This window comes from Sphingopyxis witflariensis (assembly GCF_002205635.1).
GTDB lineage: Bacteria > Pseudomonadota > Alphaproteobacteria > Sphingomonadales > Sphingomonadaceae > Sphingopyxis > Sphingopyxis witflariensis.
In genome coordinates, this window is sequence record NZ_NISJ01000017.1 from 16,475 (window position 1) to 42,797 (window position 26,323).

Annotated in this window: 25 protein-coding genes; 12 read left to right on the forward strand and 13 right to left on the reverse strand. The window is 63.8% G+C overall.

Going from position 1 to position 26,323, the window contains the following annotated elements; all coding sequences use genetic code 11:
* Positions 1-142: 142 nt before the first annotated feature.
* From CDQ91_RS19750 to CDQ91_RS19760, 3 genes are all read left to right on the forward strand, one after another.
* Positions 143-1,270, forward strand: coding sequence for a phosphoserine transaminase (locus tag CDQ91_RS19750; protein WP_088474424.1), 1,128 nt, complete (start codon positions 143-145; stop codon positions 1,268-1,270).
* 107 nt (positions 1,271-1,377) lie between these two features.
* Positions 1,378-2,964, forward strand: coding sequence for a phosphoglycerate dehydrogenase (gene serA, locus CDQ91_RS19755; protein ID WP_088474425.1), 1,587 nt, complete (start codon positions 1,378-1,380; stop codon positions 2,962-2,964).
* Positions 2,965-3,133: 169 nt separating this feature from the next.
* Positions 3,134-4,249 carry an ATP phosphoribosyltransferase regulatory subunit gene (locus tag CDQ91_RS19760; RefSeq protein WP_088474426.1) on the forward strand — a complete coding sequence of 372 codons (1,116 nt, stop codon included), beginning with the start codon at positions 3,134-3,136 and terminating at the stop codon, positions 4,247-4,249.
* Here the strand turns inward: CDQ91_RS19760 and CDQ91_RS19765 are convergent.
* Complete coding sequence (locus tag CDQ91_RS19765) at positions 4,246-4,623, reverse strand: DOPA 4,5-dioxygenase family protein (RefSeq protein WP_088474451.1); 378 nt, start codon at positions 4,621-4,623, stop codon at positions 4,246-4,248. The genes CDQ91_RS19760 and CDQ91_RS19765 overlap by 4 nt on opposite strands.
* Before the next feature lie 161 nt (positions 4,624-4,784).
* Here CDQ91_RS19765 and CDQ91_RS19770 point away from each other — a divergent pair, with 161 nt between their 5' ends.
* Entirely contained in the window at positions 4,785-6,074 is a 1,290-nt protein-coding gene (locus CDQ91_RS19770) for an adenylosuccinate synthase (RefSeq protein WP_088474427.1), read from the forward strand.
* A gap of 149 nt (positions 6,075-6,223) precedes the next feature.
* Here CDQ91_RS19770 and CDQ91_RS19775 read toward each other — a convergent pair whose 3' ends face one another.
* Positions 6,224-7,117 (reverse strand): haloalkane dehalogenase, encoded by an 894-nt coding sequence (locus CDQ91_RS19775; protein ID WP_088474428.1) that lies wholly within the window; start codon positions 7,115-7,117, stop codon positions 6,224-6,226.
* Between the two features lie 102 nt (positions 7,118-7,219).
* Here CDQ91_RS19775 and CDQ91_RS19780 point away from each other — a divergent pair, with 102 nt between their 5' ends.
* Positions 7,220-7,810, forward strand: a complete 591-nt coding sequence (locus tag CDQ91_RS19780; RefSeq protein ID WP_088474429.1) for an NADPH-dependent FMN reductase — start codon at positions 7,220-7,222, stop codon at positions 7,808-7,810.
* A gap of 87 nt (positions 7,811-7,897) precedes the next feature.
* Here CDQ91_RS19780 and CDQ91_RS19785 read toward each other — a convergent pair whose 3' ends face one another.
* From CDQ91_RS19785 to CDQ91_RS19795, 3 genes are all read right to left on the reverse strand, one after another.
* Positions 7,898-9,214 carry a spinster family MFS transporter gene (locus CDQ91_RS19785; protein WP_088474430.1) on the reverse strand — a complete coding sequence of 439 codons (1,317 nt, stop codon included), beginning with the start codon at positions 9,212-9,214 and terminating at the stop codon, positions 7,898-7,900.
* 134 nt (positions 9,215-9,348) lie between these two features.
* A complete protein-coding gene (locus tag CDQ91_RS19790) occupies positions 9,349-9,834 on the reverse strand; it encodes a DUF2721 domain-containing protein (protein WP_088474431.1) in 486 nt (161 codons plus the stop codon).
* Positions 9,831-11,051: an LL-diaminopimelate aminotransferase gene (locus CDQ91_RS19795; RefSeq protein ID WP_088474432.1), complete on the reverse strand. Its 1,221-nt coding sequence runs from the start codon at positions 11,049-11,051 to the stop codon at positions 9,831-9,833. The genes CDQ91_RS19790 and CDQ91_RS19795 overlap by 4 nt, the downstream gene beginning before the upstream one ends.
* A 116-nt stretch (positions 11,052-11,167) precedes the next feature.
* On the opposite strand from CDQ91_RS19795, the gene CDQ91_RS19800 reads away from it, so the two are divergent.
* The 3 genes from CDQ91_RS19800 (at position 11,168) to clpS (ending at position 14,380) form a co-directional block, all read left to right on the forward strand.
* On the forward strand, positions 11,168-12,958 hold the full coding sequence (locus tag CDQ91_RS19800) for a PHA/PHB synthase family protein (protein WP_088474433.1): 1,791 nt from the start codon (positions 11,168-11,170) through the stop codon (positions 12,956-12,958).
* Positions 12,959-13,081: 123 nt separating this feature from the next.
* Entirely contained in the window at positions 13,082-13,825 is a 744-nt protein-coding gene (locus tag CDQ91_RS19805; RefSeq protein WP_088474434.1) for a phasin family protein, read from the forward strand.
* A 189-nt stretch (positions 13,826-14,014) separates the two neighbouring features.
* Positions 14,015-14,380: an ATP-dependent Clp protease adapter ClpS gene (clpS, locus tag CDQ91_RS19810; RefSeq protein WP_088474435.1), complete on the forward strand. Its 366-nt coding sequence runs from the start codon at positions 14,015-14,017 to the stop codon at positions 14,378-14,380.
* Between the two features lie 202 nt (positions 14,381-14,582).
* On the opposite strand, the gene CDQ91_RS19815 is transcribed toward clpS, so the two are convergent.
* On the reverse strand, positions 14,583-15,077 hold the full coding sequence (locus CDQ91_RS19815) for a winged helix-turn-helix transcriptional regulator (RefSeq protein ID WP_088474436.1): 495 nt from the start codon (positions 15,075-15,077) through the stop codon (positions 14,583-14,585).
* A gap of 179 nt (positions 15,078-15,256) precedes the next feature.
* Between CDQ91_RS19815 and CDQ91_RS19820 the strand changes: the two genes are divergently transcribed.
* Complete coding sequence (locus tag CDQ91_RS19820) at positions 15,257-15,988, forward strand: SDR family oxidoreductase (RefSeq protein WP_088474437.1); 732 nt, start codon at positions 15,257-15,259, stop codon at positions 15,986-15,988.
* A gap of 187 nt (positions 15,989-16,175) precedes the next feature.
* Positions 16,176-16,778, forward strand: coding sequence for a 2-hydroxychromene-2-carboxylate isomerase (locus CDQ91_RS19825; RefSeq protein ID WP_088474438.1), 603 nt, complete (start codon positions 16,176-16,178; stop codon positions 16,776-16,778).
* Positions 16,779-16,895: 117 nt separating this feature from the next.
* Here the strand turns inward: CDQ91_RS19825 and CDQ91_RS19830 are convergent, their stop codons facing one another.
* Both CDQ91_RS19830 and CDQ91_RS19835 read right to left on the reverse strand, forming a co-directional pair.
* Complete coding sequence (locus tag CDQ91_RS19830; RefSeq protein WP_158213736.1) at positions 16,896-18,011, reverse strand: DUF3011 domain-containing protein; 1,116 nt, start codon at positions 18,009-18,011, stop codon at positions 16,896-16,898.
* Between the two features lie 142 nt (positions 18,012-18,153).
* Entirely contained in the window at positions 18,154-19,083 is a 930-nt protein-coding gene (locus CDQ91_RS19835) for a DMT family transporter (RefSeq protein ID WP_088474440.1), read from the reverse strand.
* Between the two features lie 128 nt (positions 19,084-19,211).
* On the opposite strand from CDQ91_RS19835, the gene murA reads away from it, so the two are divergent.
* Positions 19,212-20,495, forward strand: a complete 1,284-nt coding sequence (gene murA / locus CDQ91_RS19840; protein ID WP_088474441.1) for a UDP-N-acetylglucosamine 1-carboxyvinyltransferase — start codon at positions 19,212-19,214, stop codon at positions 20,493-20,495.
* A gap of 213 nt (positions 20,496-20,708) precedes the next feature.
* On the opposite strand, the gene CDQ91_RS19850 is transcribed toward murA, so the two are convergent.
* From CDQ91_RS19850 to CDQ91_RS19870, 5 genes are all read right to left on the reverse strand, one after another.
* On the reverse strand, positions 20,709-21,680 hold the full coding sequence (locus CDQ91_RS19850; protein ID WP_088474443.1) for a DMT family transporter: 972 nt from the start codon (positions 21,678-21,680) through the stop codon (positions 20,709-20,711).
* A complete protein-coding gene (locus CDQ91_RS19855; RefSeq protein ID WP_088474444.1) occupies positions 21,677-22,687 on the reverse strand; it encodes a threonine aldolase family protein in 1,011 nt (336 codons plus the stop codon). Before CDQ91_RS19855 ends, CDQ91_RS19850 begins: the two co-directional genes overlap by 4 nt.
* A gap of 41 nt (positions 22,688-22,728) precedes the next feature.
* Positions 22,729-23,454 carry a hypothetical protein gene (locus CDQ91_RS19860; protein ID WP_088474445.1) on the reverse strand — a complete coding sequence of 242 codons (726 nt, stop codon included), beginning with the start codon at positions 23,452-23,454 and terminating at the stop codon, positions 22,729-22,731.
* Between the two features lie 115 nt (positions 23,455-23,569).
* Complete coding sequence (locus CDQ91_RS19865) at positions 23,570-23,854, reverse strand: hypothetical protein (protein ID WP_144036834.1); 285 nt, start codon at positions 23,852-23,854, stop codon at positions 23,570-23,572.
* A gap of 163 nt (positions 23,855-24,017) precedes the next feature.
* Positions 24,018-25,235, reverse strand: coding sequence for an argininosuccinate synthase (locus CDQ91_RS19870; RefSeq protein ID WP_088474447.1), 1,218 nt, complete (start codon positions 25,233-25,235; stop codon positions 24,018-24,020).
* A 129-nt stretch (positions 25,236-25,364) separates the two neighbouring features.
* Here CDQ91_RS19870 and CDQ91_RS19875 point away from each other — a divergent pair, with 129 nt between their 5' ends.
* Positions 25,365-25,817 carry a DUF1801 domain-containing protein gene (locus CDQ91_RS19875; protein ID WP_088474448.1) on the forward strand — a complete coding sequence of 151 codons (453 nt, stop codon included), beginning with the start codon at positions 25,365-25,367 and terminating at the stop codon, positions 25,815-25,817.
* The last annotated feature ends 506 nt before the right edge of the window (positions 25,818-26,323 follow it).

Consider the following 26,323-nt stretch of genomic DNA (forward strand, 5'->3'; position numbering starts at 1 on the left):
AGTTACTAACCCACTTGCTCGGCTCGTCGATAATTTCACACGACCGGAGCAATTTGTTTGACAGTTGCGCCCGCCTCCCTAAACGCAGCGCCGGGCCACGCGGTCCCAACGCCGCGCGAGCTCTCTGCAAGGAGAGAATGACATGAATGACGTGCCGACACCCGAATTGCGCCCTGTGCGCCCCCATTTTTCTTCCGGCCCCTGCGCAAAGCCGCCGGGCTGGGCCCCCGAAAAGCTCGCCACCGAATGCCTCGGCCGCTCGCACCGCGCGAAGATCGGCAAGACGCGTCTGCAGCTTAGCATCGATCTGATGCGCGAAATGCTCCAGCTTCCCGACACCCACCGCATCGGCATCGTTCCGGGCTCCGACACCGGCGCCTTTGAAATGGCGATGTGGACGATGCTCGGCGCCCGCCCCGTCACGACGCTCGCTTGGGAGAGCTTCGGTGAAGGTTGGGTCACCGATGCCGCGAAGCAGTTGAAGCTCGACCCGACCGTCATCCGCGCCGATTATGGCCAGCTGCCCGATCTCCGCCAAGTCGACTGGTCGAACGACGTTCTCTTCACATGGAACGGCACCACCAGCGGCGTCCGCGTCCCCAACGGCGACTGGATCGCCGACGACCGTGAAGGCCTGTGCTTCGCCGACGCGACCAGCGCAGTGTTCGCTTACGACCTGCCGTGGGACAAGATCGACGTCGCAACCTTCAGCTGGCAGAAAGTGCTCGGCGGCGAAGGCGGTCACGGCGTGCTGATCCTCGGCCCGCGCGCGGTCGAACGGTTGGAAACCTACACCCCCGCCTGGCCGCTGCCCAAGGTGTTTCGCCTCGTCTCGAAGGGCGCGCTGACCGAAGGCGTGTTCAAGGGCGAGACGATCAACACCCCGTCGATGCTCGCGGTCGAAGACGCAATCTTCGCGCTCGAATGGGCAAAGTCGATTGGCGGTCTCGAAGGCCTGAAGGCGCGCAGCGATGCGAATGCCGCGGCGCTCGACAAGATCGTGGCCGACCGCGACTGGCTCTCCCACCTCGCCGCTGATCCCGCCAGCCGCTCGAAGACCTCGGTGTGTCTGTCGGTCGCCGGTGCCGATGCGGATTTCATCAAGAAATTCGCCGGGCTGCTCGAGAAGGAAGGCGCCGCATTCGACATCGCGGGCTATCGCGACGCCCCTGCGGGCCTGCGCATCTGGTGCGGCGCGACGGTCGATACGGCCGACGTCGAAGCGCTCGGACCATGGCTCGACTGGGCCTACGCGACCCTCACCGCCTAACCCACCCTCTGTCATCCCCGCGAAAGCGGGGACCCAGAGCGCGCATGGACTGATCCCACCCTGGGTTCCCGCTTTCGCGGGAATGACAGGAAAGAAGGAATATCGAAATGACCGCACCCAAAGTTCTCATTTCCGACAAAATGGACCCCAAAGCCGCCGCGATCTTCAAGGAACGCGGGATCGACGTCGATGTCATCACCGGCAAGACCAAGGAAGAGCTGATCGCGATGATCGGCGACTATGACGGCCTCGCGATCCGCTCGGCGACCAAAGTCACCGCCGACGTCCTCGCCGCCGCGACGAACCTGAAGGTCGTCGGCCGCGCCGGGATCGGCGTCGACAATGTCGACATTCCCGAGGCGTCGAAGAAGGGCGTCATCGTGATGAACACCCCTTTCGGCAACAGCATCACCACCGCCGAACATGCGGTCGCGATGATGTTCGCGCTGGCCCGCCAGATTCCCGAAGCCAATACGCTGACCCAAGCGGGCAAATGGCCCAAGAATGACTTCATGGGCGTCGAGCTGACCTCGAAGACCCTCGGCCTGATCGGTTGCGGCAATATCGGCAGCATCGTCGCCGAACGCGCGCTCGGCCTGCGCATGAAGGTCGTCGCCTTCGACCCCTTCCTGACCCCCGAACGCGCGATCGAGCTTGGCGTCGAAAAGGTCGACCTCGACGGCCTGCTCGCACGCGCCGACTTCATCACGCTGCACACCCCGCTGACTGACCAGACGCGCAACATCCTGTCGGCCGAGAATCTCGCCAAGACCAAGAAGGGCGTGCGCATCATCAACTGTGCGCGCGGCGGGCTGATCGACGAAGCGGCGCTGAAGGATGCGCTCGATTCGGGTCATGTCGCGGGCGCTGCCCTCGACGTGTTCGCGACCGAACCCCCGTCGGCCGACCATCCGCTGTTCAGCACCCCGAACTTCATCTGCACCCCGCACCTCGGCGCCTCGACCGATGAAGCGCAGGTCAATGTTGCGATTCAGGTCGCCGAACAGCTGTCGGATTATCTGCTCACCGGCGGCATCACCAACGCGCTCAACGTCCCCAGCCTGTCGGCCGAGGAAGCCCCGAAGCTGCGTCCGTACATGGCGCTCGCCGAAAAGCTCGGCAGCCTGATCGGCCAGCTCGCCCACGACAACCTCACCACCATCTCGATCGAGGCCGAGGGCGCCGCCGCCGAACTGAATCTCAAGCCGATCACCGCTGCGGTGCTCACCGGCCTGATGCGTCGCTATTCGGACAGCGTGAATATGGTCAACGCCCCGCATCTGGCACGCGAACGCGGGCTTGATGTCCGCGAAGTGCGCCACGACCGCGACGGCGATTATCACACGCTGATCCGCGTCACCGTGTCGACCAGCCAGGGCGATCGTTCGGTCGCGGGCACGCTGTTCAGCAACGGCGACCCGCGCCTCGTCGAAATGTTCGGGATCAAGGTCGAGGCCGATCTCGACGGCGACATGCTCTATATCGTCAACGAGGATGCGCCGGGCTTCATCGGCCGCATCGGCACGACGCTGGGCGATGCCGGGCTCAACATCGGCACCTTCCACCTCGGCCGCCGCGATGCGGGCGGTGAAGCGGTGCTGTTGCTGTCGCTCGACTCGGCGATGCCCGAGCCGCTGCTGTGGCAGCTGTGCCAACTGCCCGGCGTGAAGACGGTCAAGGGTTTGAAGTTCTAAGCCTTAGTCCCCCTCCCGCTTGCGGGAGGGGGAGCGAGACTTGCGGACTTGTCCGTTAGTCGCAGCGGGGTGGGCCATTGCAACGCTGCTTGCCCACCCCCAGCCCCTCCCGCAAGCGGGAGGGGAGTTACGGTTGAATCCACCTTCCCACCCGCCTAAGGCCGCACCCATGACCAAGGCCCCTGCTCTGCTCCCCGAAGGTCTGCGCGACCGCCTCCCCCAGCAAGCGGAGGCCGCGTCGCGCGTGACCCGCGCGCTCGTCGATGCGATGCGCGCGCATGGCTATGGCCGCGTGTCGCCGCCGCTCGCCGAGTTTCGCGAGACGCTGGGCGGCAATGACGAGCGCGCCTCGCGCGATTTGCTCCGCTTCACCGATCCGGTATCGCAGCGCACATTGGCGCTGCGCCCCGACATCACGCGGCAGGTCGGCCGCATAGCCACCTCGCTGCTCGCGCACGCGCCACGCCCGCTTCGCCTTTGCTACGCGGGCCAGGTCGTCAAGCTGCGCGCCAGCCAGCTCCGCCCCGCGCGCGAAATGCTGCAAGTCGGCGCCGAACTGATCGGCAGCGACAGCGTCGCCGCGGCGCGCGAGATTGTCAGCGTCGCGATCGACGCGCTCGAGGCCGCGGGCATCGGTCCGGTGACGCTCGATTTCACCCTGCCCGACGTCGTCGACCTGCTCGCCAACGGCCCGTTGCCGGTCGCCGCGAACATCGACCAGCTCCGCGATGAGCTCGACGCCAAGGATGCGGGCGCGCTCGCACGGCTGGGAGCCGAAGCCTATCTGCCGCTGCTCCGCGCCACCGGTCCCTTCGATCAGGCGATCGCCGATCTGCGTGCTTTCGACACCGCGGGCGTCCTCACCAGCCGCATCGACGCGCTCGAAGCCATTGCAGCACCAGTGCGCGGCCGCGTCACGCTGACCCTCGACCCCACCGAACGCCACGGCTTCGCCTATCAAAGCTGGTTCGGCTTCCAGATTTTCGTCCCCGGACAGGGCGACGCGATCGGCCGCGGCGGCGGCTATGCGATTCCCGTCGGCGAGGAACATGAAGAAGCCGCCGTCGGCTTCTCCCTCTATCCCGATCCTTTGATCGACGAAGGCCTCGGCGCCGAGGACGACGCCGACCGCCGCATCTTCCTGCCGCTCGGCCATGACACGACGCTGGCGGCAAGCCTGCGCGCCGACGGGTGGCAGACGGTAGCGGCGCTGTCCGACGGCGACGATGCCCGCGCACTCGGTTGCGGCTTCACGCTTGGGCCCGACGGTCCGGTCGAAGCCTAAAAATCCGCTTTTCCGAACCGCGACACGCCCTGATTCACCCCCGGCGGGTCAAGCACCGTCACGTCCAGCTCTACCGGCGCACCAATCCAGTGCGCCAGCGTCGTATGATCAGCAAGATCATCGTCGGTCAGCGGATGCACCAGCGCCCGCAGTCCTGTCGCCTTGATCGCCGCGATCACCGCACCGACATTCCGCTCGACAAAATGCACCTCATATTGCGCAATCGGATGCGGCCCGACTCCACCGTCGGTCATCGCCCCGACAAAGAGAATCGCCTCATCCGCCCCGAACGCCTCACGCAGCGCGACGGCCACCGGCCGCTCGTCCGCCGCATAATAGATATGCGCATGATAAGGCGCGTCCGATTCGACCATTTCCACCATCCTTGCGCGATCCGAATATGCCGCCTTCCATAGCGACGCAGCGCAGAAATGTCGCCCATTCGTGCCACTGCGCTTGCCTCTTTGGCCAAATCCGCTAAGGCCGCGCCGGGCCGCGCTTGTTGCTTTTTGGCCCCGCACAGCAGGACATTGTCATGGCAAATGTTACCGTCATCGGGTCGCAATGGGGCGACGAGGGCAAGGGCAAGATTGTCGACTGGCTCGCGAGCCGCGCCGACGCCGTCGTCCGTTTCCAGGGCGGGCACAATGCCGGCCATACGCTGGTCGTCGGCGAGCAGGTTTACAAACTCTCGCTGCTCCCCTCGGGCATCGTCACCGGCACGCTGTCGATCATCGGCAATGGCGTCGTCCTCGACCCCTGGGCGCTGCGCGACGAGATTACCAAGCTGCGCGGTCAGGGCGTTGCCATCAATCCCGAGAATTTCGCGATCGCCGACAATTGCGCGCTGATCCTGCCCTTCCACCGCGACCTCGACGCGCTGCGCGAAACCGCTGCCGGCGCCGGCAAGATCGGCACCACCGGGCGCGGCATCGGCCCCGCCTATGAAGATAAGGTCGGTCGCCGCGCGATTCGCGTCTGCGACCTCGCGCATCTCGACAAGCTCGATCCGCAGATCGACCGCCTGACCGCGCATCATGACGCGCTGCGCGCCGGCTTCGGCGAGCCGCCGATCGACCGTGAGCGCCTGATCGCCGACCTCACCGAAATCGCCGACTATGTGCTCGAATATGCGCAACCGGTCTGGAAGCGCCTGAAAAAGGTCCGCAAGGCCGGCGCGCGCATCCTGTTCGAGGGCGCACAGGGCGTGCTGCTCGACGTCGATCATGGCACCTATCCCTTCGTCACCAGCTCGAACACCGTCAGCGGCACCGCCGCTTCGGGCTCGGGCCTCGGTCCCGGCGCAGTCGGCTTCGTCCTTGGCATCGCCAAAGCCTATACGACCCGCGTCGGCAGCGGCCCCTTCCCGACCGAACTCGAGGATGCGACCGGGCAGAAGCTCGGCGAGCGCGGCCATGAGTTCGGCACCGTCACCGGGCGCAAGCGCCGCTGCGGCTGGTTCGACGCCGTACTCGTCCGCCAGAGCTGCGCCGTTTCGGGCGTCACCGGCATCGCGCTGACCAAGCTCGACGTTCTCGACGGTTTCGAAACCATCCGCATCTGCACCGGCTATCGCCTGCGCGGCAAGATCCTCGACTATTTCCCCGCGCACTCGGCCGATCAGGCCGAGGTCGAGCCGATCTACGAGGAAATGGACGGCTGGCAGGAAACGACCGCCGGCGCGCGCAGCTATGCCGACCTGCCCGCACAGGCGATCAAATATATCCAGCGCGTGCAGGAACTGATCGAAACCCCGATCGCGCTCGTGTCGACCAGCCCCGAACGCGAAGACACGATCCTGATCCGCGACCCGTTCAGCGATTGATGATCCAATCCTCCCTGTGGCGAAGCCATGGGGAGGGGGACCGTCCGCGAAGCGGATGGTGGAGGGGCCGCAACGGCAGCGCCATAGGCCCCTCCGTCAGCGCTTTGCGCTGCCACCTCCCCATCGCTTCGCGACAGGGAGTATCCAGATCAGCTCGACCGTCCCGCCGCCGCCACATCGCGGATCGCCGTAACAAAGCCTGCCGGGTCATCCTCCTGAATGAAATGACCACCCTTCAGCGTGCGATGCGCTACGCCGCGCGTCCCCGGTACGCGCGCGGTGAACAGCGCATCGCCGCCGCGCGTGATCGGATCGCCGTCGGAAAAGCAGCACAGAAACGGCTTGTCGAAGCCTTCGAGCACCGCCCACGCGCGCTTCTGATCCGGTACCGCAACATTGTCGCCCAGCGGCACAAAGCCCGGATAGACCCGTGCCGCAACCTTTGATGCCCGCGTCGGAAAGGGCGCGTCATAGGCGGCGATTTCCGCAGCGCTCAATGCACGCTTGGTCCCCGCCTTGACGATCTTCCCGATTGGAAACACCGGGCTATAGCGCGAGAAGGCCCGCCAGATCGCGAAGGCGCGCGGCGCCGCCTGCCCCTCGGGCAAACCACCGTTCGACAGGGCCACGCCCGCGAAACGTTCAGGCATTTCGGCGACAAGCCGCAGGCCGATCAACGATCCCCAATCCTGACAGGCGAGAATCATATTACGAAGATCGAGCGCTTCGATCCACTGCCGCATCCAGGCAACCTGCGCCGCATAGCTGTAAGCCCCGCGGTCGAGCGGCTTGTCCGATCGGCCAAAGCCGATCAGGTCGGGCGCGACGACACGGAACCCCGCATCGACTGCGGGGCCGATCATATGGCGATAAAGATAGGACCATGTCGGCTCGCCATGCAGCATCAGCACCGGCTGCGCCTCCGCCGCACCCTCGTCGATATAATGGACGCGCAATCCATTCCCGATTTCCAGATAATTTGGCGCAAACGGCCAGTCCGGCAAAGCCGCAAAATTTTCGTCCGGTGTGCGATAGACGCGCATCCGCTTTCCTCCCCCATTGTCCCGACACCAGCTTAGGCGGCAATCGCCCATGTGCAAGCACGCCCTCTTTCGTTTCGGTTCGTCCCGTGGCACCTAGGCGGCATGACCCGGCACATTCTTGTCTTTTATGGCAGCTATCGCCGCGACCGGCAGGGCATCAAGCTCGCCCGCTGGATCGTTGACGCCCTCACCACACGCGGCGACAGCGCCGAGTTGATCGACGCCAAGGCGATCGACCTGCCCATGCTCGACCGGCGCTTCAGCGACTATGCGGCGGGCGAAGCCCCGCGCGCGATGGCCGATCTTGCCGCGAAAATCGCGGCGGCCGACAGCTATGTCTTCGTTACCGGCGAATATAACGGCGGGCTGCAACCCGGGCTCAAAAATCTCGTCGATCATTATCTGGCCGAATATGCCTGGCGCCCGGCCGCAATCGCGTCTTACTCGGCGGGCCCTTTCGCTGGCGTCCGCTCGGCGACCGCATGGCGCACCACACTCGGCGCGATGGGGATGGTCGTCACCTCTACGCCGCTCAGCCTCGCGCGGATCGGCGGCGCATTCGATGCCGACGGACAGCCAACGGGCGAGGATGGCGGACGGCTTGCCAAGGCCTTCCCGCGCTTCGCCGACGATCTTGGCTGGTGGACCGACGCGGCGAAGGCGCAACGGGCGAGCGCTGGGGCGCCCTTCTAAACTTCGTCATTGCGAGCGCAGCGAAGCAATCCAGAACGGCTTGCCACGCCCTGAATTGCTTCGCTGCGCTCGCAATGACGAAAAGGCCTAGCCCGACTTCAATTCCGCCTTCAGTCGCAGGCTCGCGCGCCAGAAGAAAAAGGCCGGAATCAACCCGAGCCATGCCGCGCCATAAAGCACCCAGCGCACGCTTTCCTGTCCTGCGACCGGCGCCAGCGCATCGGACAGCACCCCGAACAGGAACGGCCCCAGTCCCAGCCCGATCAGATTCTGCCCGAACAGCATCACCGACGCCGCGACGGCGCGCGCCTGCGGCCGCACCAGTCCCTGCACACAGCCATAGGCGGGGCCATAATAGGCGTTGTTGACGATGCTGGGCACAACCAGCAACGCCATCGCGACCAGCCAATGTTCCATATGATAGCCAAGGAACAGGATCGGTGCGACGATCGCCATGCCAAAGGCGGGAAAGGTCAATATGTGCCGCTTGTCGCGCGCCCCGAACTTGTCGGCGAGCTTGCCGCCCAGCCATGTGCCGAGCGCCGCTGCAAGCCCCAGCACGACCGCCATCGACAGCCCCGCCTCGGTCGTCGACAGGCCATGGCTGCGGATGAAGAAGCTGATCGTCCACAATCCCTTGCCATAGCCGAGGAAGGCGACGACCGACGACGCGATCAGAATATAAATATAGGCGCGCGAGGCGAAGATTTCGCGCAGCGCCTCGCGCGTTGAAAGCGGCACGATCGCCGCCGCTGTGGCAGCCGCTTCGGCCGAGCGGCTGTGGCGCGGCTCGCGCATCAGGAACAATACAACCAGCGCGAGCATCAGGCCCGGGACGCCGACGAGCATCAATGCGACACGCCAGCCATAAAGGTCGTTGATGACCCCGCCGATGATCAGCCCGAGCAGCGAGCCAATCGGCACCCCCATCCCGTAAAAGGCAATCGCCGACGAGCGCTTTTCGGGCGGCACGCTGTCGCTGATCAGCGAGTGCGCCGCAGGGGTGCAGCCCGCCTCGCCGACCCCGACGCCGATCCGTGCGAACAGCAGCTGGACGAAATTCTGCGCGAGCCCGCACACCGCAGTCATCGCCGACCATATGGTGAGCGAGAGCGCGATCAGCCGCACCCGGTTCGTGCCGTCCTTGTCGGCATAGCGCGCGATCGGAATACCAAGCAGCGCGTAAAAGACCGCAAAGGCGGGCCCCGCGAGCAAGCCGAGTTCGGTATCCGACAGACCAAGGTCGGCCTTGATCGGTTCGGCGAGGATATTGACGATCTGCCGATCGAGGAAATTGAAGATATAGACGATCAGCAACAGCCACAGCATCGTCCGCGTCTGCGCGGAAACGCCGTCGGCGGGCTGCGACCCGATGCCTTGGGGGAAGGCTATTTTCTGGTTCATTACACTCTCCGGATACGGAAGGTGCAGGCGCCTCCCTGCCCTGTCAACGCCGTTGGGACGGGTTGAAAAGGACAGGTTCGCGGTTGCCGCTACGGCGGCTTGGCCGCGCGGCGGCAGAAAAAATTACCGGGGCGCTAGTGCCCGCCCAGCCGTTGCTTCCAGCTCAACTGCTCATGCTCGAGCAATTCCATCGGGACCTGAATGGCCCGGATGGCCAGCCGCACCTCGATCAGGAACAGGATCAGCGATATGAGCAAAAGGAGCATGGCGACCCCAAAGGCCCATGACGCGGCGACGCCCAGATTAATCCCGGTAAAGGCCTGGGTGAATAGCAGGGCGACAAGCAGGCACACGACGATCCCGCACGCGACCGCCGACAGGATCGAATTGTTGATGATCCACATGCGCCGGTCGGCGATGCGGAGTTCCGCAACAATCCGGTCATGCTCCTGCCCCTCGGTCTCGGGCCAGCGCGCCATCAGCGAACGCGACCGGTCGACCACGCGCGCGAGCCTGCCCGCGATGACGTTCAGGAGGCTGCCGGTCGCCACCAGCAAGAACACTGGGGTAACCGACAGCTGGATCGTCTGCGCAATCGCGCTCGCGTCCGGGAGTGTCACCCCCCGTTGCCGGCCGCGACCGACGGGGTGTTGACGCCGTGCGCCTGAAGGAATTTGCGGATATTGCGCGCCGCCTGCCGGATGCGCTGCTCATTTTCGACCATCGCGATACGGACGAAGCCTTCGCCATCCTCGCCATAGCCGACGCCGGGCGCGACCGCGACCTTGGCCTCGGTCAGCAATTGCTTGGAAAATTCCAGGCTGCCCATTTCCTTGAGCGCGGGGGGCAACGGCGCCCAGGCGAACATCGACGCCTTGGGGCTCGGAATATCCCAGCCGGCGCGGGCAAAGCTTTCGACCATCACGTCGCGGCGTTTTTGATACAGCTCGCGGTTGCGCGCGACGATATCCTGCGGGCCGTTGAGCGCGGCGCAGGCCGCCGCCTGGATCGGAGTGAAAGCGCCATAATCGAGATAGGATTTCACGCGCGTCATCGCCGCGATCAGCCGCTTGTTGCCGACCGCAAAGCCCATGCGCCAGCCCGCCATCGAATAGGTTTTCGACATCGAGGTGAACTCGACCGCGACATCCTTCGCGCCCGGCACCTGCAGGATCGAGGGGGTCGGATTGCCGTCGTAATATAGTTCCGAATAGGCAAGGTCGCTCAGGACCCAGACCTTATTCTCCTTCGCCCACGCGACGAGCCGCTCATAGAAAGCGAGGTCGACCGTCTCGGCGGTCGGGTTCGACGGGTAATTGACGACGAGGATCGACGGGCGCGGCACGGTGAACGCCATCGCGCGGTCGAGCGCGCGCCAATAGGCCTCATCGGGCGTCGTCGGGACGCTGCGGATCGTCGCCCCGGCGATGATGAAGCCGAAGGTGTGGATCGGATAGCTCGGGTTCGGCGCCAGCACGACATCGCCCGGACCGGTGATCGCGGTCGCGAGGCTCGCAAGCCCTTCCTTCGACCCCATGGTCACGACAACCTCGCTCTCGGGGTCGAGTTCGACGTTGAAGCGGCGCGCGTAATAATTGGCCTGCGCGCGGCGAAGCCCCGGAATCCCCTTGGACTGCGAATAGCCGTGCGCGTCGGGCTTCATTGCCACTTCGCACAATTTCTCGATCACATGCGGCGGCGGCGGCAAATCGGGGTTGCCCATTCCCAGGTCGATGATGTCTTCGCCCGAGGCGCGGGCGGCCGCACGCATCGCATTGACTTCGGCGATGACATAGGGCGGCAGGCGCTTGATGCGATAGAATTCATCTTCAGACATGAGAGACTAGAACAACTCCTTTACGTTATATTCTGGAAAGGCGCGAACGGGCTGCTCGCCAGCCGCGCCGCGGCTTGTTATAGGCATAATATCGGCACTGACCAGCGGGAACAAACATGAGCGACGCAGGCCCCAAAAACGGCGATAACAGCGACACCACCGACGTTCCTTTTTCCTTCATGCCTTCCCCCGACGACATGCAGCACTGGACCAGCGTGATCGGCCGCGCGCAGCAGATGATGCTCGAATATGCGCAAACCCAGGCCGAAGGTACCAACGGCGCAGCGGCCTTGTTCGATCCGGCCAAATGGCTCGACAATCCGGCGAGCCAGCTGTGGGCCGAACAGACATCGAAAATGTGGGAACAGGGCGTCGCCTTCTGGACCTCGCTCGCGACGCTCAACCCCGCAATGGCGCCCGCCGCTCCGGCCGAGGCACCAAAGGACCGCCGCTTCGCCGATCCCGACTGGACGCAGAATCCCGCCTTCGCGCTGATCCGCCAGACCTATGGCCTGCTCTCCGACCAGTTGCTCGCGACGACGCGCCAGCTTCCGGGGCTCGACGACGCCGCGCGCGCCAAGCTGGAATTTGCCGCGAAGAATATGGCCGACGCGCTGGCCCCGACCAATCTCGCGCTCACCAATCCTGAAGTCCTCAAGCGCGCGGTCGAAACGCGCGGCGAAAGCCTGCTCAAAGGTTTGAAGCATATGCTCGCCGATCTGGCGCGCGGGCAACTCAGCCATGTCGATCCCGATGCATTCGAGGTCGGGGTCAATATCGCGACGACGCCGGGCAAGGTCATCCACGAGACCGAGCTTTACCAGCTGATCCACTATGCGCCGACGACCCCGGACGTGCTGGCGGTCCCGCTCGTCATCTTCCCGCCGTGGATCAACCGCTTCTATATCCTCGACCTCAACCCTGCGAAAAGCTTCGTCGCCTGGGCGGTCGAACAAGGTCTCTCGGTGTTCATGGTGTCGTGGAAATCGGCCGATGCATCGATGAAGGATATCGTCTGGGACGATTATATCGCGGCGCAGGTCGACGCGATCGACACGGTGCGCGATGTGCTGGACGTCCCCGCGGTCCACGCCATCGGCTATTGCGTCGCGGGTACGACGCTCGCCGCGACGCTGGCGATGCTGTCGGCGAAGGGCGCGGCCGAGCGAGTGAAGTCGGCGACCTTCTTCACCGCGCAGGTCGATTTCGAACATGCCGGCGAGCTCAAAATGTTCGTCGACGACGGTTATCTGGCCTTGCTCGAACAGCTTTCGGCGCCGGGCTATCTCGACGGCCGCTATATGGCCGCGACCTTCAACAGCTTGCGCGGGCGCGACCTGATCTGGAATTATGTCGTGAGCAATTATCTGCTCGGCAACGACTATCCGCCCTTCGACCTTCTCTATTGGAACGGCGACACCACCAACCTGCCCGCGAAATGGCACCGCCAATATCTGGTCGATCTCTATCGCGACAACCGGCTGGTCGTCCCGAACAGCCTGTCGGCGTGCGGCACGCCGATCGATCTTGGCAAGATCAAGACACCTGCCTTCATCCAGGCGGGGCGCGAGGATCATATCGCGCCGCTCGCCAGCGTATGGCGGCTGATGGACCATCTGGCGGGTCCCAAAACCTTCCTGCTCGCGGGGTCGGGCCATATCGCAGGCGTGGTCAATCCGCCCGCGGCGGGCAAATATCAATATTGGACCGGCGACAGCAATGCCGCGTCGCTCGACGATTTTGTGGCGGGCGCCAGCGAGACCAAGGGCAGCTGGTGGCCGCACTGGATCGAGTGGATTCGCGCGCAGGACAGCGCAGAAATTCCAGCCAAAGGCGCGCGCATCCCCGGAAAAGGCGCCAAAAAGGCGATCGAGGATGCCCCCGGCCGCTATGTCAAACAGCGGTAATATCTAGCGAATATCCTGCCTTCGGATGACGGCGACAAGATTTTTGTGCACTGCACAATAAATCTCTTGAAATCGCCACATCACTCCTATATTGTGCACTGCAACATAAAAGGAGTTGTCCCGATGGCTACCAAGATGGATAGTGCTGAAAAGGCTTTCGAAGCCGCAACGCTGGAAACCCCCGCCGCCCCGGTGGCGACTCCCGCTGCTCCGGTCGTTGCGACGCCCGTCGCCGCTCCGGCACCCGTGAAAACCGCAACGGTGAAGGCAGCAGCCAAGCCGGTCGCGAAAAAGGCCGCTGCTCCCAAGGCAGTCGCCAAGAAGGTCGCCCCCAAGAAGGCGATCGCAAAGACCATTGCCCCCAAGCCCGTCAAAGCCGCACCGAAGCCGGTCGCAGCCGCCACCAAAGGATTCAAGACCATGAACGACACCGTCAAGAAGTTCGCCGACGAAGCGAAGACCCGCACCGAAGCCCTGACCGCCGACTTCAACGAGAAGGCCAAGGAAGCCATGGCCAAGACCAGCAAGATCGCTGAAGAAGCCGTCGAATTCAACAAGGCGAACGTCGAAGCCCTCGTCGAAGCCGGCAAGATCGCTGCCAAGAACCTCGAAGTATTGGGCCAGGAAGGCGTCACCTTCGCTCGCAAGAGCTTTGAAGACACTACCGCCGCGCTGAAGGGCTACACCGCCGTCAAGTCGCCGGTCGACTTCTTCAAGCTCTATGCCGAGAACAGCAAGAAGGCTTTCGACGCCGCCGTTGCGCAGACCTCGAAGACCAGCGAACTCGTCGTCAAGCTGACGAACGAAAGCTTCGCTCCGATCTCGAACCGCGTGTCGGTCATCACTTCGAAGATGAAGGCAGCCTAAGGGCCTTTATTTTCCGAAAGTTGGCGCGGGCCCCTCTCCCCCTCCCTGCCCGCGCTGACGCTCCCAAGACCGCTCGCTTCCCCCCGGGAAGTGGGCGGTTCTTGTTTTTGGGCAACGAAGAACGACGAAAAGGGGGTTAATGCTTCCCCGCCCTCTTGCGCTTCGCCCGATGCTTGCGATATTCTCGTGATGATGCTTTCCGCTTCCAACTCGCACCCCGTCCACGCCATGGCGGACAAGGACGATGGCGCCCCCGGCTCACCCGGTGTCGGCATCGCCACGCGCACCCGCACGAAGGCCAAAAAGCCGTCGATGTACAAGGTGCTGCTGCTCAACGACGATTATACGCCGATGGAATTCGTCGTGATGGTCCTGCAGCGTTTCTTCAACATGGACATCGAACAGGCGACGCAGGTGATGCTCCACGTCCATCAGCAGGGCGTCGGCGTATGCGGCGTGTTCAGCTATGAGGTCGCCGAGACCAAGGTGAACCAGGTGATGGACGCCGCGCGGCAGAGCCAGCACCCGCTGCAATGCACGCTGGAGAAGGCGTGATTCCTTTTTCCCGCCCATAAATGGGAGGGGATATGGGGCCCCATGGAACTACAATGAACCGTTCGCCCTGAGCTTGTCGAAGGGCCGTTCTTTCTTTCAACGGTGAAGAAAGAAGAACAGTGCTTCGACAAGCTCAGCACGAACGGATTTTAGGATCGCACGGATTTGCCACGCGATTGCCCTCCCCTAAAGTGGAGGGGTTTTAGTTAGTCGCCCGCGCTACCTGTTCGGCCTGGAGCATCGGCGAAGGCTCACCCTTCAAATCGCCATAGCCAAGCTCGGCGCCGCACCCCGGACAGATTGTCGCCATCCCGACATCGGCGCCGCAGGCCCGGTGGATATAGCGGATCGCGGGCCCCTCGCCGGTCTCGCCCGGCGCATAGGCCCAGCGCTCGGCCCAGTTGCGCATCGCGTAGAGCACCTCGAACAATCCCTTGCCCTTGTCGGTCAGCCAATATTCGTGACGCGGCGGCCGTTCCTGATAGGCGCGGCGTTCAACCACTTCTTCCTCGACGAGCAATTTGAGCCGCGCCGAAACCAGCTGCGGCCCCAGCCCCGTATTTTGCGCCATGACCTCGAACCGCCGCCGGCCAAAGAATAGCTCGCGCAGGATGAGCAGCACCGCGCGGTCGCCGAGCAGTTCGGCTGACCGCCCGACGGGGCAAAATGTGTCCGACAGATCCGCGCGCTTGGGCATCGACTTTCCGTATCTCCCTAATCTGTTCCCCGGCGAAAGCCGGGGCCCAGATGGCACCACCGCCTTGCCCCTATGGACCCCGGCTTTCGCCGGGGAACAGCAAAAAGAGGCAGCGCCCAACAATTCTCTTGTCACTATGATTATCATAGTTACTATCGGACACAAGAGGAGATTCGCACATGCCCAATCCCGCAGCCGTCATCATCGGCGCCGGCGACGCCACCGGCGGCGCCATCGCCCGCGCCTTCGCTGCCGAAGGCCTCACCGCCTGCGTCAACCGCCGCGAACGCAATGCCGATGCATTGGAGGCGCTGGCGCAATCGATCCGCGACGACGGGCATCAGGCCCGCGCCTTCCCCGCCGACGCCCGCGACGAGGAGGCGATGATCGCGCTGTTCGAGCAGGTCGAGGCCGAGGTCGGCCCGGTCGAGGTCGCGGTGTTCAACATCGGCGCCAATGTGAATTTCCCGATCGCCGAGACCACGGTGCGCGTTTACACCAAGGTCTGGGAGATGGCCTGCCTCGGCGGCTTCCTGATGGGGCGCGAAGCGGCGAAGCGCATGACGCCGCGCGGCCGCGGCACGATCATCTTCACCGGCGCAACCGCGAGCCTGCGCGGCGGCGCAGGCTTTTCGGCCTTTTCGGGCGCGAAAGCGGCGCTACGGATGCTCGCCCAGTCGATGGCGCGCGAACTGGGGCCGCAGGGCATCCATGTCGCGCACAGCGTCATCGACGGTGCGATCGACACCGATTTCATCAAGGGCCGCCACCCCGATTTCGAAAACGCCAAGGCGCAGGAACTGATCCTCAACCCGCAAGCCATCGCCGCCAATTATGTGATGCTCCACAAGCAACCGAAAAGCGCGTGGACCCACGAACTCGATCTTCGCCCTTGGGGCGAAAAGTGGTGAGCAATTCTTCCCTCTCCCATCGGGAGAGGGTTGCGAAGACTTGCCAGCTCGCTGGCTAGTCGAAGCTGGGTGAGGGGCTCTGCCCTATCGGTGGCACATATCCCCTCATCCAACTCTGCCTAGCCGCCTACGGCGGCAAGGCGCCGTATCCTTCTCCCGACGGGAGAAGGTGAAGGAGCAAAATTCCATGGCCAAAACCCTCGAACTCATCTTCGATTTCGGCAGCCCCAACGCCTATCTGACGCTCAAAGTCCTGCCCGAACTGCTCGATCGCACCGGCGCCGACCTGATCATCACCCCCTGCCTGCTTGGCGGCATTTTCAAGGCGACGGGCAACAAGGCGCCGATGATCCAATATGCCGACGCCCCCGCAAAGATGGCCTATGAGCATCTCGAGATGCAGCGCTTCATCGCAAAGCATGGCCTGACAAAATACCGCCTCAACCCGCATTTTCCGGTCAACACGCTGGCCATCATGCGCGGCGCGATCGTCGCCGACGACGAAGGCAATCTCGACGATTATGTCGAGGCGGTGAACCGCGCAATGTGGGAAGACGGCCTGAAGATGGACGACCCGGAAGTGATCGCCGCCTTCCTGTCGGCCAACGGCTTCGATGGCCCGGCGCTGCTCGCACGCACACAAGAGCCTGAGATCAAGGCGAAGCTCGTTGCCAACACCGAAGCCGCCGTTGCGCGCGGCGTCTTCGGCATCCCCACCTTCTTCGTCGGGGAGGAGATGTTCTTCGGCAAGGACCGGCTGGCACAGGTCGAAGAAGCGCTGGGGCGCTGATCACGAATTAACCCGTCATTGCGAGGAGCGCAGCGACGAAGCAATCTCCAGCTATCGGCCTTACGCTGGAGATTGCTTCGCTACGCTCGCAATGACGAATATCCTGAAACCTACGTCCTACGAAAAATCCAGCTGGATGATCTGCGTCGGCGTCGCGCGGCAGTACATTTCCAGCGTGCGATTGCCGTCGGGATAGGTCGCGGTCAGCGCCGCGCGGATGCGCCAGCCGCCATTGCCCTGTTCCAGATTGACCAGCCGGTCATAGGACAGCCGCGTGCCCCCGGTCACACCGATCTGGCGCGCAGCGTCGTTCAGGCAATTTTGCACCGACGTCCGCGATGCACTCGGCAGGCTGCTGAGGTTGGCAGACAGCGTCGCCGGCGGACCGGCGGGATAGGTCGGCGTCGTCACCGTTTCTTCGACTTCGGTCGCCGGTTCGGTCGCCGTGGCGGGCTTCTTCTTCTTGCTCGTGAGCAACGCCAGCAGCCCGCCCGCGACGACGATGCCGCCGATGATCAGACCGGTGCTGGGGCCCTTATCCTTGTCCTTGTCAGGGCGGTTATTGCCATAGCCATAGCCGAATTCGGCGCGGCAGCCGCTGTTCACCCAGACATAGCTGGACGTATAGCCCCATTGGCGCCCGTCGTTGCACGTCCCGCCCAACCGGCGCACCAGCTCGACCCGGTCGTTGGTGCGGACATTGCATTGTTCATAGCGATTGTTGCGCGATTCACAGCGGATCGTTCCGGCATAATCGCCGACCGGCTGCGGCAACGGGGTCGGATAACCGCCGCCATTGTCATACCCATAGCCATAAGAGAATTGGGCGCGACACCCTCCGGACACCCAGATCTGGTTCGCGGTAAAGCCCCAGTCGCGGCCCTTCGAGCATCGCCCGCCGATGACGCGTTGCAACTCGACGCGATTCTCGGTGCGAACGTTGCAGCGCTGGACCTTGTTGTTCCGCGACTCGCAGCGGATCGTTCCCGCAAAATCATTGCCGGGACGCGGCGGCTGGATCGAAGGTCCGCCCCAGCCCGGTCGCGGCGGCTGTATCTGTGGACCACCGGGCTGCGATGGCGTCGGCCGGGTCACCGGCTCGCTGGGGAGCGAAGGCATGGTCGATGGTCCGCCAGGATAGGGTGCGGGCCGCGTCTGGGCCAGGACCGGAACCGCCAGTTGTGACGCAATCAACGATGCCGTGGTAACGATCGTGATGACAGGATGCCGCATGATCCATTCTCCCTGTTGTGAATATATCCGTTCCGCACGCCCATGCTTCATTCGAATAGCGCGAATAATCCCACACTATGCCCCCGAACACCATGCGGAAAGTCACCCCCGATCGATGACGATTTAACCCTCCCTGCCCGGCCTATTGCGCCGCGACAGGCGCCTGCACATTGCGCCCGGCCACCAATATCCCTGCCACTACCAGTGCCAGCCCCGCGATATGGAACAGGTGCAGCCTTTCACCGAGGAACAGCATCGCCAGCCCCGCTCCCATCAACGGCATGATATTCAGATATTGGCCGGTCGCCGCCGACCCGATCAGCTCGACCCCGCGATTGAAGAAAAGATAGGCGAGGAAGGACGGGAAAATCGAGACATAGGCGATAGCCAGCCCGCTTTCCCACCCCGGAACGATTGCGCGCCCTCGCCACAGTTCAGCGGCATAGACAGGGGAAATCACCATGATTCCGACCATGATCGACGCCGCGAGGAAGCTCAGTGGATGCACTTGCGGGCGCCGCCGCAGGAACACCGAATAAATCGCCCATAAAACCACCGCGACGCCGATAATCGCGTCGCCAGCGTTGAGTTCCAGCCCGAGCAGCGCGCCAATGTCGCCGCGCGAAATGATGATGAGTACGCCGGCCAGCGAAACCAGCACGCCCGCGATCTGCCGCGCGCTCGTCCGGTCGCTCATCACCAGCGCGCCGACCATCAGGATCAGCGCCGGCTGCGCCGATTGCAGCATCATCGAATTGAGCGCCGTCGTCGTCTGCAGCCCGGTATAGAGCATCGTGTTGAACGCCCCGATCCCCAGCGTACCGAGCAAGGCCATGATCGGCCAGTTCGCGCGCAGCACCGGCCAGTCACGCTTCAGATGCGGCCAGGCGAGCGGCAAGAGAAGGCTCAGCGCGATCACCCAGCGCCAGAAGGACAGCGCCGCGGGCGGTACCAGATCGCGCGCCGCGCGCCCGACGATCGAATTCCCCGCCCAGAACAGCGCCGTCATCGTCAGCAACAGATAGGCGCGCGACCAGAGTGCCGCGATCGGCTTGTCACCCTTTGTCATCATCCCCCGAATCCGTTTGCCCGGCCCAACCTCTTCATTCGCACCATCTTTCCAGACTAAATGCGGTGGTGGCAACAGCCACGGTCGCGCGACCCGCTTGCGTGACGGCTGGCGTGCGCTAAAGACAGCCGATGGATCAAATCGTCATTCGCGGCGGCCAGCGACTCAAGGGCCGTATCCCCATCTCCGGCGCCAAGAACGCCGCGCTCACCCTGCTGCCTTGCGCGCTGCTCACCGACGAGCCGCTGACGCTGCGCAACCTGCCGCGTCTCGCCGACGTCGATGGCTTTGGGCATCTGCTCAACCAGCTCGGCTGTTCGACGACGATCGAAGGGTCGCGGCCCGAGGATTTCGGCCGCGTGATGACCGCGCGCACCACCACCCTCACCTCGACCGTCGCCCCCTATGACATCGTCCGCAAGATGCGCGCGTCGATCCTCGTCCTCGGCCCGCTGCTCGCGCGCGCGGGCGAGGCGACCGTGTCGCTCCCCGGCGGCTGCGCGATCGGCAACCGCCCGATCGACCTGCATCTCAAAGCCCTCGAAGCGCTGGGCGCCGAAATCGAGCTCGCCTCGGGCTATGTCAAAGCGAGCGCGCCCGGCGGGCGTCTGTCGGGCGGCAAATTCACCTTCCCCGTCGTCTCGGTCGGTGCGACCGAAAATGCGGTGATGGCCGCCGTCCTCGCCAACGGCAGCAGCATCCTCGAAAATGCGGCGCGCGAGCCCGAGATCGTCGACCTGTGCAACTGCCTCGTCGCGATGGGCGCACAGATCGACGGCATTGGCACCGAAACGCTGACCATCGAAGGCGTCGACCGCCTCCACGGCGCAACCTATCGCGTCATGGCTGATCGCATCGAAGCGGGCAGCTACGCCTGCGCCGCCGTCATCACCCAGGGCGACGTCGAACTCGTCGGCGCGAAAGCCAGCGAAATGGAAGCCACCCTCGCCGCGCTCCGCGAAGCCGGCGCAACGGTCGAGGAAACCAAGGCCGGAATCCGAGTAGCCATGGACGGCCGCGCCGAACCCGTTACGCTGTCGACCGCCCCCTATCCGGGCTTCGCGACCGACATGCAGGCGCAGTTCATGGCGATGGCGACGCTCGGCAAGGGCGCCAGCCTGTTCACCGAAACCATCTTCGAAAACCGCTATATGCACGTCCCCGAACTCGCGCGCATGGGCTGCGATATCGACGTGCGCGGCCGCAGCGCCGTGGTGCGCGGCGTCGACAGCCTCGTCGGCGCGCCGGTGATGGCGACCGACCTTCGCGCCTCGATGAGCCTGATCATCGCCGGCCTTGCAGCCGAGGGTACGACTGAGGTCAACCGGGTCTATCACCTCGATCGTGGCTATGAGCGTCTCGAAGAGAAATTGCAGGCGGTGGGCGCCGATATCGAGCGGATCAGCGCCGGTTAGTGGCTGCATACCGTAAATATTATGTCTGGGGCCTCGCCGGTGGCGAGGAAATCGGGCCGACCGTCAAACCATCGCTGGAAGCGGCGGCCCGAACGGCCAATAAAATGATCGACCAAGGGCTGACATCCGTTCGAGTGACCGACCGGGAAGGAACCGCCGTCTCCGCCGAAAAGCTCGATCTTATATGGAAAAGCTACGCCGAGCGTTCGCTTATCAAGCGTCGCCGGATGGACGGTCGCTGACCGGCACCGACACCATATTGCCGCTGACCGAAGGCCGTTCGGGCCGCTTGGCGACCGCGATCACCAGCCCGATCAGCGCGACTGCGCCGCCCGCGATCGACAGCGGCGCCCAGTGATAATCCTCGAACACCGTTGAAAAGCCCATTGCGATGATCGGGATCAACACGCTCGACCACGCCGCCTGTCCCGGGCCGACCGCGCGGATGATGTTGAAATAGAGCGGAAAGGTTACCGCGCTGGCGATGACGCCGAGATAGAGGACGCCGCCCAGATAGGCCGCAGTCGGCTCGATTACGGGCGGACCGGCAGTGATCCACGCGAAGCTGCCGTCGATCAAGGTGCCGAACAGCATCGCCCAGGCGAGCATTACCGTCATCGACTGGGCGCGGGCGATCTTGCTACCCTGCATGACATTGGCGATCGACGCGCTGGTCACGCCGGCGAGCGTGAAGGCGGTTCCGGTCAGCACTGCTGCCGGGCCGAGCGCCGCGGCGCGATATTCGTGAAGGATCATCAACCCGACGCCGACGATCGCAATCCCCGCGCCGGCGAGGAAGCGCCGCTCCAGCGGCGTTTTCAGGAAGATGCGGCCCATCAGCGTGTTGGGAACGATCAGCAGCGCGAACAGCACTGCGACCAGTCCCGAGGTGATATGCTGTTCGGCGCGATAGACGAAGTTGAAGTTGAACGCGAACTGCGCGATTCCCAGCGCCGCGGCAAAGGCCAGCGCGCGGGAGTCGAGCCCCAGTCGCTCACGCCGGATCGCAGCAAAGGCGAACATGGCGATCGCCGCGACCGCAAAACGATAGGTCACCGACCAGCTCGGCGGCACGATACCCAATTGTCCCGTGATGACGATCCAGGTCGATCCCCAGATCAATGTCACCAACGCAAAGGGAATGAGGACGCGGGGCGACAGCAGCGTCAGCGGTGGATGGCTCACAGCGCAGAAATCGCGGCCGCCAGCGGTGCAACCGCCTGCGCGTCCTGATCCCAGCTGACAACCAGACGCGCAGCGCCCTCGCCCCAATCGTAAAAATCGAAACCCGCGGCACGGAGCTTTGCCGATTCCTCTGCCGTCAAGCGAATGAACAGCTCATTCGCCTCGACGGGATACATCAGCCGCGAATGACAGGCTGCGGCGAGCGCCGCGGCGCCGGCATTGGCGGCACGCGCGTTGGTCAGCCACAGATCGTCCGCCAGCATCGCGCGGATCTGCGCCGCGACGAAACGCCCCTTGCTGAGCAAATGACCGCCGCGTTTCTTGAGCTCGCGCACCCCCGCACCGCCGCTGCCGCCGAAAAAGACGATCGCCTCGGCCATCATCGCACCGTTTTTGGTGAAGCCAAAGGACAGCGCGTCGACCCCGGCGCGCCAGGTGACGTCGGCGGGCGCACAGCCCAGATGTGCGACGGCATTGGCAAAGCGCGCGCCGTCCATGTGGAGCTTCATTCCGCTCGACCGGGCGATCTCGCTGATCGCGCCGACTTCTTGCGGGCGCCACGCGAGGCCATATTCTGTAGCATTGGTGATGCTGATCGCCGCAGGCTGGACCTGATGGACGTCCTGACGGATTCCGGCAATCCGGGCGCGCAAAGCCCCGGCGTCGATCTTTGCGCCGCTCCCGGGCAGCGTCATCAGCTTGGCCCCGCCCGAATAGAAGGACGGCGCACCGCATTCGTCGACCTCGATATGCGCTTCTTCGTAGCAAAGAATACCCTGCCACGGCCGCACGAAATGGGCGAGAATGATGCTGTTCGCCGCCGTCCCGGTGGCAATCCAAACAACTTCGCAGCTGGTTTCGAACAGGTCGGAAAAGGCGGCATCGAGCGACTGGCTGATCGCATCGCCATCATAGGCCGTATCGACCCGGTTGGCGGCAACGAGCGCATCCATCACAACAGGATGAACGGTCGCGGCATTGTCGGAGAAAAAGCGGGTCGCAGTCACGACAGGAGCCTTAGCGCAGGTCGCACTAGCTTGCGAACCCGTTATTTCGGTTGCGGGCCGTCGGCCGTGTCATCGCCATCCCCCGCAGTGCCGCGCGCGAGGCTTGCGCCGCCCGCCAGCCCCATGCCGCCGGCCATTCCCGCGCCGCCGCCAGCGCCGCGCCCTCCTCCACCGCCGCGCTCTTCGCTCCCGCGCCCGGCGGCGCCCTTTCCGCCGCTACTCACGGGACGCGTCGGCCCCTGCAAAGGAATGACAACGTCGGCCGGAACCGGATCGAGATCGAGTGCCTTGCGGATGAAATCGCGCAGTTCGACGACCAGCGCGTGGGTATGCACCGGCCGGCCATCCACCAATTCCTGCGCGGCGCGGCTCGCCAGCCCGACCTGTTTTGCCGTCCCGAGCAGGATGATGTCGGACAGCGCGGCCTCCACCGCGTCGCGGATGCGCCTCGGCCGGTCCGATTCGCCGCCACCGGCTTCGTCATTGGGCAGATCGCGCGCGGGTTCGGCGGCGTCGGGCGCCCGCCGCAATTCGCGCAGGTGACGCGGATCGACCATCAGATCGCCGGTAAAGGAACCGCCCAGCGTCTTGTAAGCGGCGATCAGCGTGCGCAACCGCTCGTTGATCTGGCGATTCATCCGCTCGCGCCGCTGCTGGATAGTCATCATGACGATCAGGCGGATGCCGACGCCAATGAAGGTGACAAGCACCAGACCGAAAAGTGTCGCGCCGATGCTTTGCCATGAGGAAAAATCAAAGAACCGCATGCCAGAGACATTCCTTCGGCAAAGCTACCGTGCGGATGTCAGCATTGTCGCTTATCGCACACCCGTCCATCACAAAATGAGACGGGGCAGCTGCATGCAACTGCGGAGGCAGGCATCAACCCCTGCGATAGATCCAGCCGCCCATCGATCGCGAACGCCGGACGAAATAATGCCCCGGCAAGATCAGGCGACGCCGCACGCCATAACGATCCATGAACCTGCCGATACGGGGAAAGATTATGGAGCAAGGCTGCCAATCATAGTCGGACTGCTCGATAGTCGATGGATCCTGCATAGCCTGCCACACTCCATTCGGCGGCAATCCCTTCAGAAGAATATCGGCATCCTGCCGCCCGAACTTCCGGCCAATAGCAAATTTTCCTGCAGAGATCATGAACAAGCTGCGGCCCTCCAACCCACACAGCGCCCTATTTCAACGCCACGACGAAAGGCGCGCAGCAACCGGACGAACGAAAACGGGCCGACGCAGCAAATGCTGCACCGGCCCGTCGATGATCATGCTTTTATAGACCGGCGGCGTTCCCGCCGCCGCGCTGTCTCGATCAGCGGTCGCGCTTGGCGAGCAGCTTCAGGCGCAGCGCATTCAGCTTGATGAAGCCCGCCGCATCCTTCTGGTCATAGGCGCCGGCGTCATCCTCGAAGGTCACATGCCGTTCGCTGTACAGGCTGTTCGGCGACTTGCGCCCGACGACCGAGGCATTGCCCTTGTACAGTTTGAGCCGGACGGTGCCGTCGACCTTTTCCTGGCTGTGGTCGATCGCCGCCTGCAGCATCTCGCGCTCGGGGCTGAACCAGAAACCATTATAGATGAGCTCGGCATATTTCGGCATCAGCTCGTCTTTCAGGTGCGCGGCACCGCGGTCGAGGGTGATGCTTTCGATGCCGCGATGGGCGCGTGCATAGATTTCGCCCCCGGGCGTTTCATACATGCCGCGCGACTTCATGCCGACATAGCGGTTCTCGACCAGATCGAGGCGGCCGATGCCATGCTTGCGGCCAAGATCGTTGAGCGCCGCGAGCAGCGTCGCGGGCGACATCGCTTCGCCGTTCAGCGCGATGCCGTCGCCCTTGGCGAAATCGATCGTGATATATTCGGGGGTGTCGGGCGCATCTTCGGGGTTCACAGTGCGCGAATAGACATAGTCGGGGGTTTCTTCCCACGGATCCTCGAGCACCTTGCCTTCGGACGACGTGTGGAGAAGGTTCGCGTCGGTCGAGAACGGGCTTTCCCCGCGCTTGTCCTTGGGGACCGGAATCTGGTGCTTTTCGGCGAATTCGATCAGCGCGGTACGGCTGGCGAGATCCCATTCGCGCCACGGCGCGATCACCTTGATGTCGGGGTTGAGCGCATAGGCGCTGAGTTCAAAACGCACCTGATCATTGCCCTTGCCCGTCGCGCCATGCGCGACCGCATCGGCGCCGGTTTCGGCGGCGATCTCGACGAGGCGCTTCGAAATCAGCGGGCGCGCGATCGAGGTGCCGAGCAGATAATCGCCCTCATAGCGCGCATTGGCACGCATCATCGGGAAGATGAAGTCGCGGACGAATTCCTCGCGCAGATCGTCGATATAAATATGCTCGGGCTTGATCCCCATCAGCTCGGCCTTGGCGCGCGCGGGCTCCAGCTCTTCGCCCTGCCCCAGATCGGCGGTGAAGGTCACGACCTCACAGCCATAGGTGACCTGCAGCCATTTCACGATAACGCTGGTGTCGAGCCCCCCGGAATAGGCAAGGACGACGCGTTTGAAAGACTCGGACATAGGGCACCTTTTGGCGAGGAAAGACGCGGGCGCGGCTAGCAGGACGCCGCCCAAGGTGCAACCGGCTTGCGCCCCCATGGATTGGCACGGCCCCGCGCTCCGGCTATGATCGGGGCCGGGAGAAAGGCGATGAGCAAAGGTGAATTAAAGACCAAAGCCACCGACATGTCGGTCGCCGACTTCATCGCCGCCATCCCCGACGCCCGCCGCCGCGAAGAAGCCGCGGTCGTCGACGCGATCCACCGCCGCGTCACCGGCCATGAACCCAAAATGTGGGGGCCGTCGATCATCGGCTATGGCAGTTACGACTACACCTATGACAGCGGCCACTCGGGAACGATGGCCCGCGCCGGGTTCAGCCCGCGCAAGGCGGCAATGACGCTCTATCTGATGGGCCATTATTGCGACCGGCAGGCCGAGGCTGACGCGCTGTTCGCACAGCTGGGCAAGCATAAGACTGGCAAGGCGTGCCTCTATATCAACAAGCTCGCCGACGTGGATATTGGTGTGCTGGAAAGGCTTGTTGCGCTGAGTTGGGACGTGATGAACGAGCGCTACCCGATTCAAGGGAATGTCGGCTAACGACCCATTAGCTGCCCTCTCCATCATCGTCATCCCGGACTTGATCCGGGATCCATCGCAGCGTTGAAGTCATGGACCCCGGATCAAGTCCGGGGTGACAAAACGGAAATGGCAGCAAACGACCGGTTGCAGACGTTCGATTATCTGTCATCATGCCCGCATGAGCCGAAGCAAGCACCAAACTTTGAAGAGCATCATGGACGGCCAATCCAAGGGGCAGATCAAAACGATGTTCGCTGAACGTGACCACGACGCTGTGGAGTGGGTAGCAAAGGGTGCGATAAAAAAACAGACCTTGCGCGGGAGACGTGATGGGAGACGGGCTCCAGCGGACAGTGACGGGCATGTGAACGCCCCTGACGATGTCGAAATCTGACGACCGCTTTCCATCTGTGGACGCCCCAAAAGACGCAAGCGGTTTTTTGGAGGTAATGCACGTAGTCGGATGCTGCCATCTGTCCGGCCTCTGATGCAGCATCGGAGGCTGCGGGCCCGTATGGGAGTTC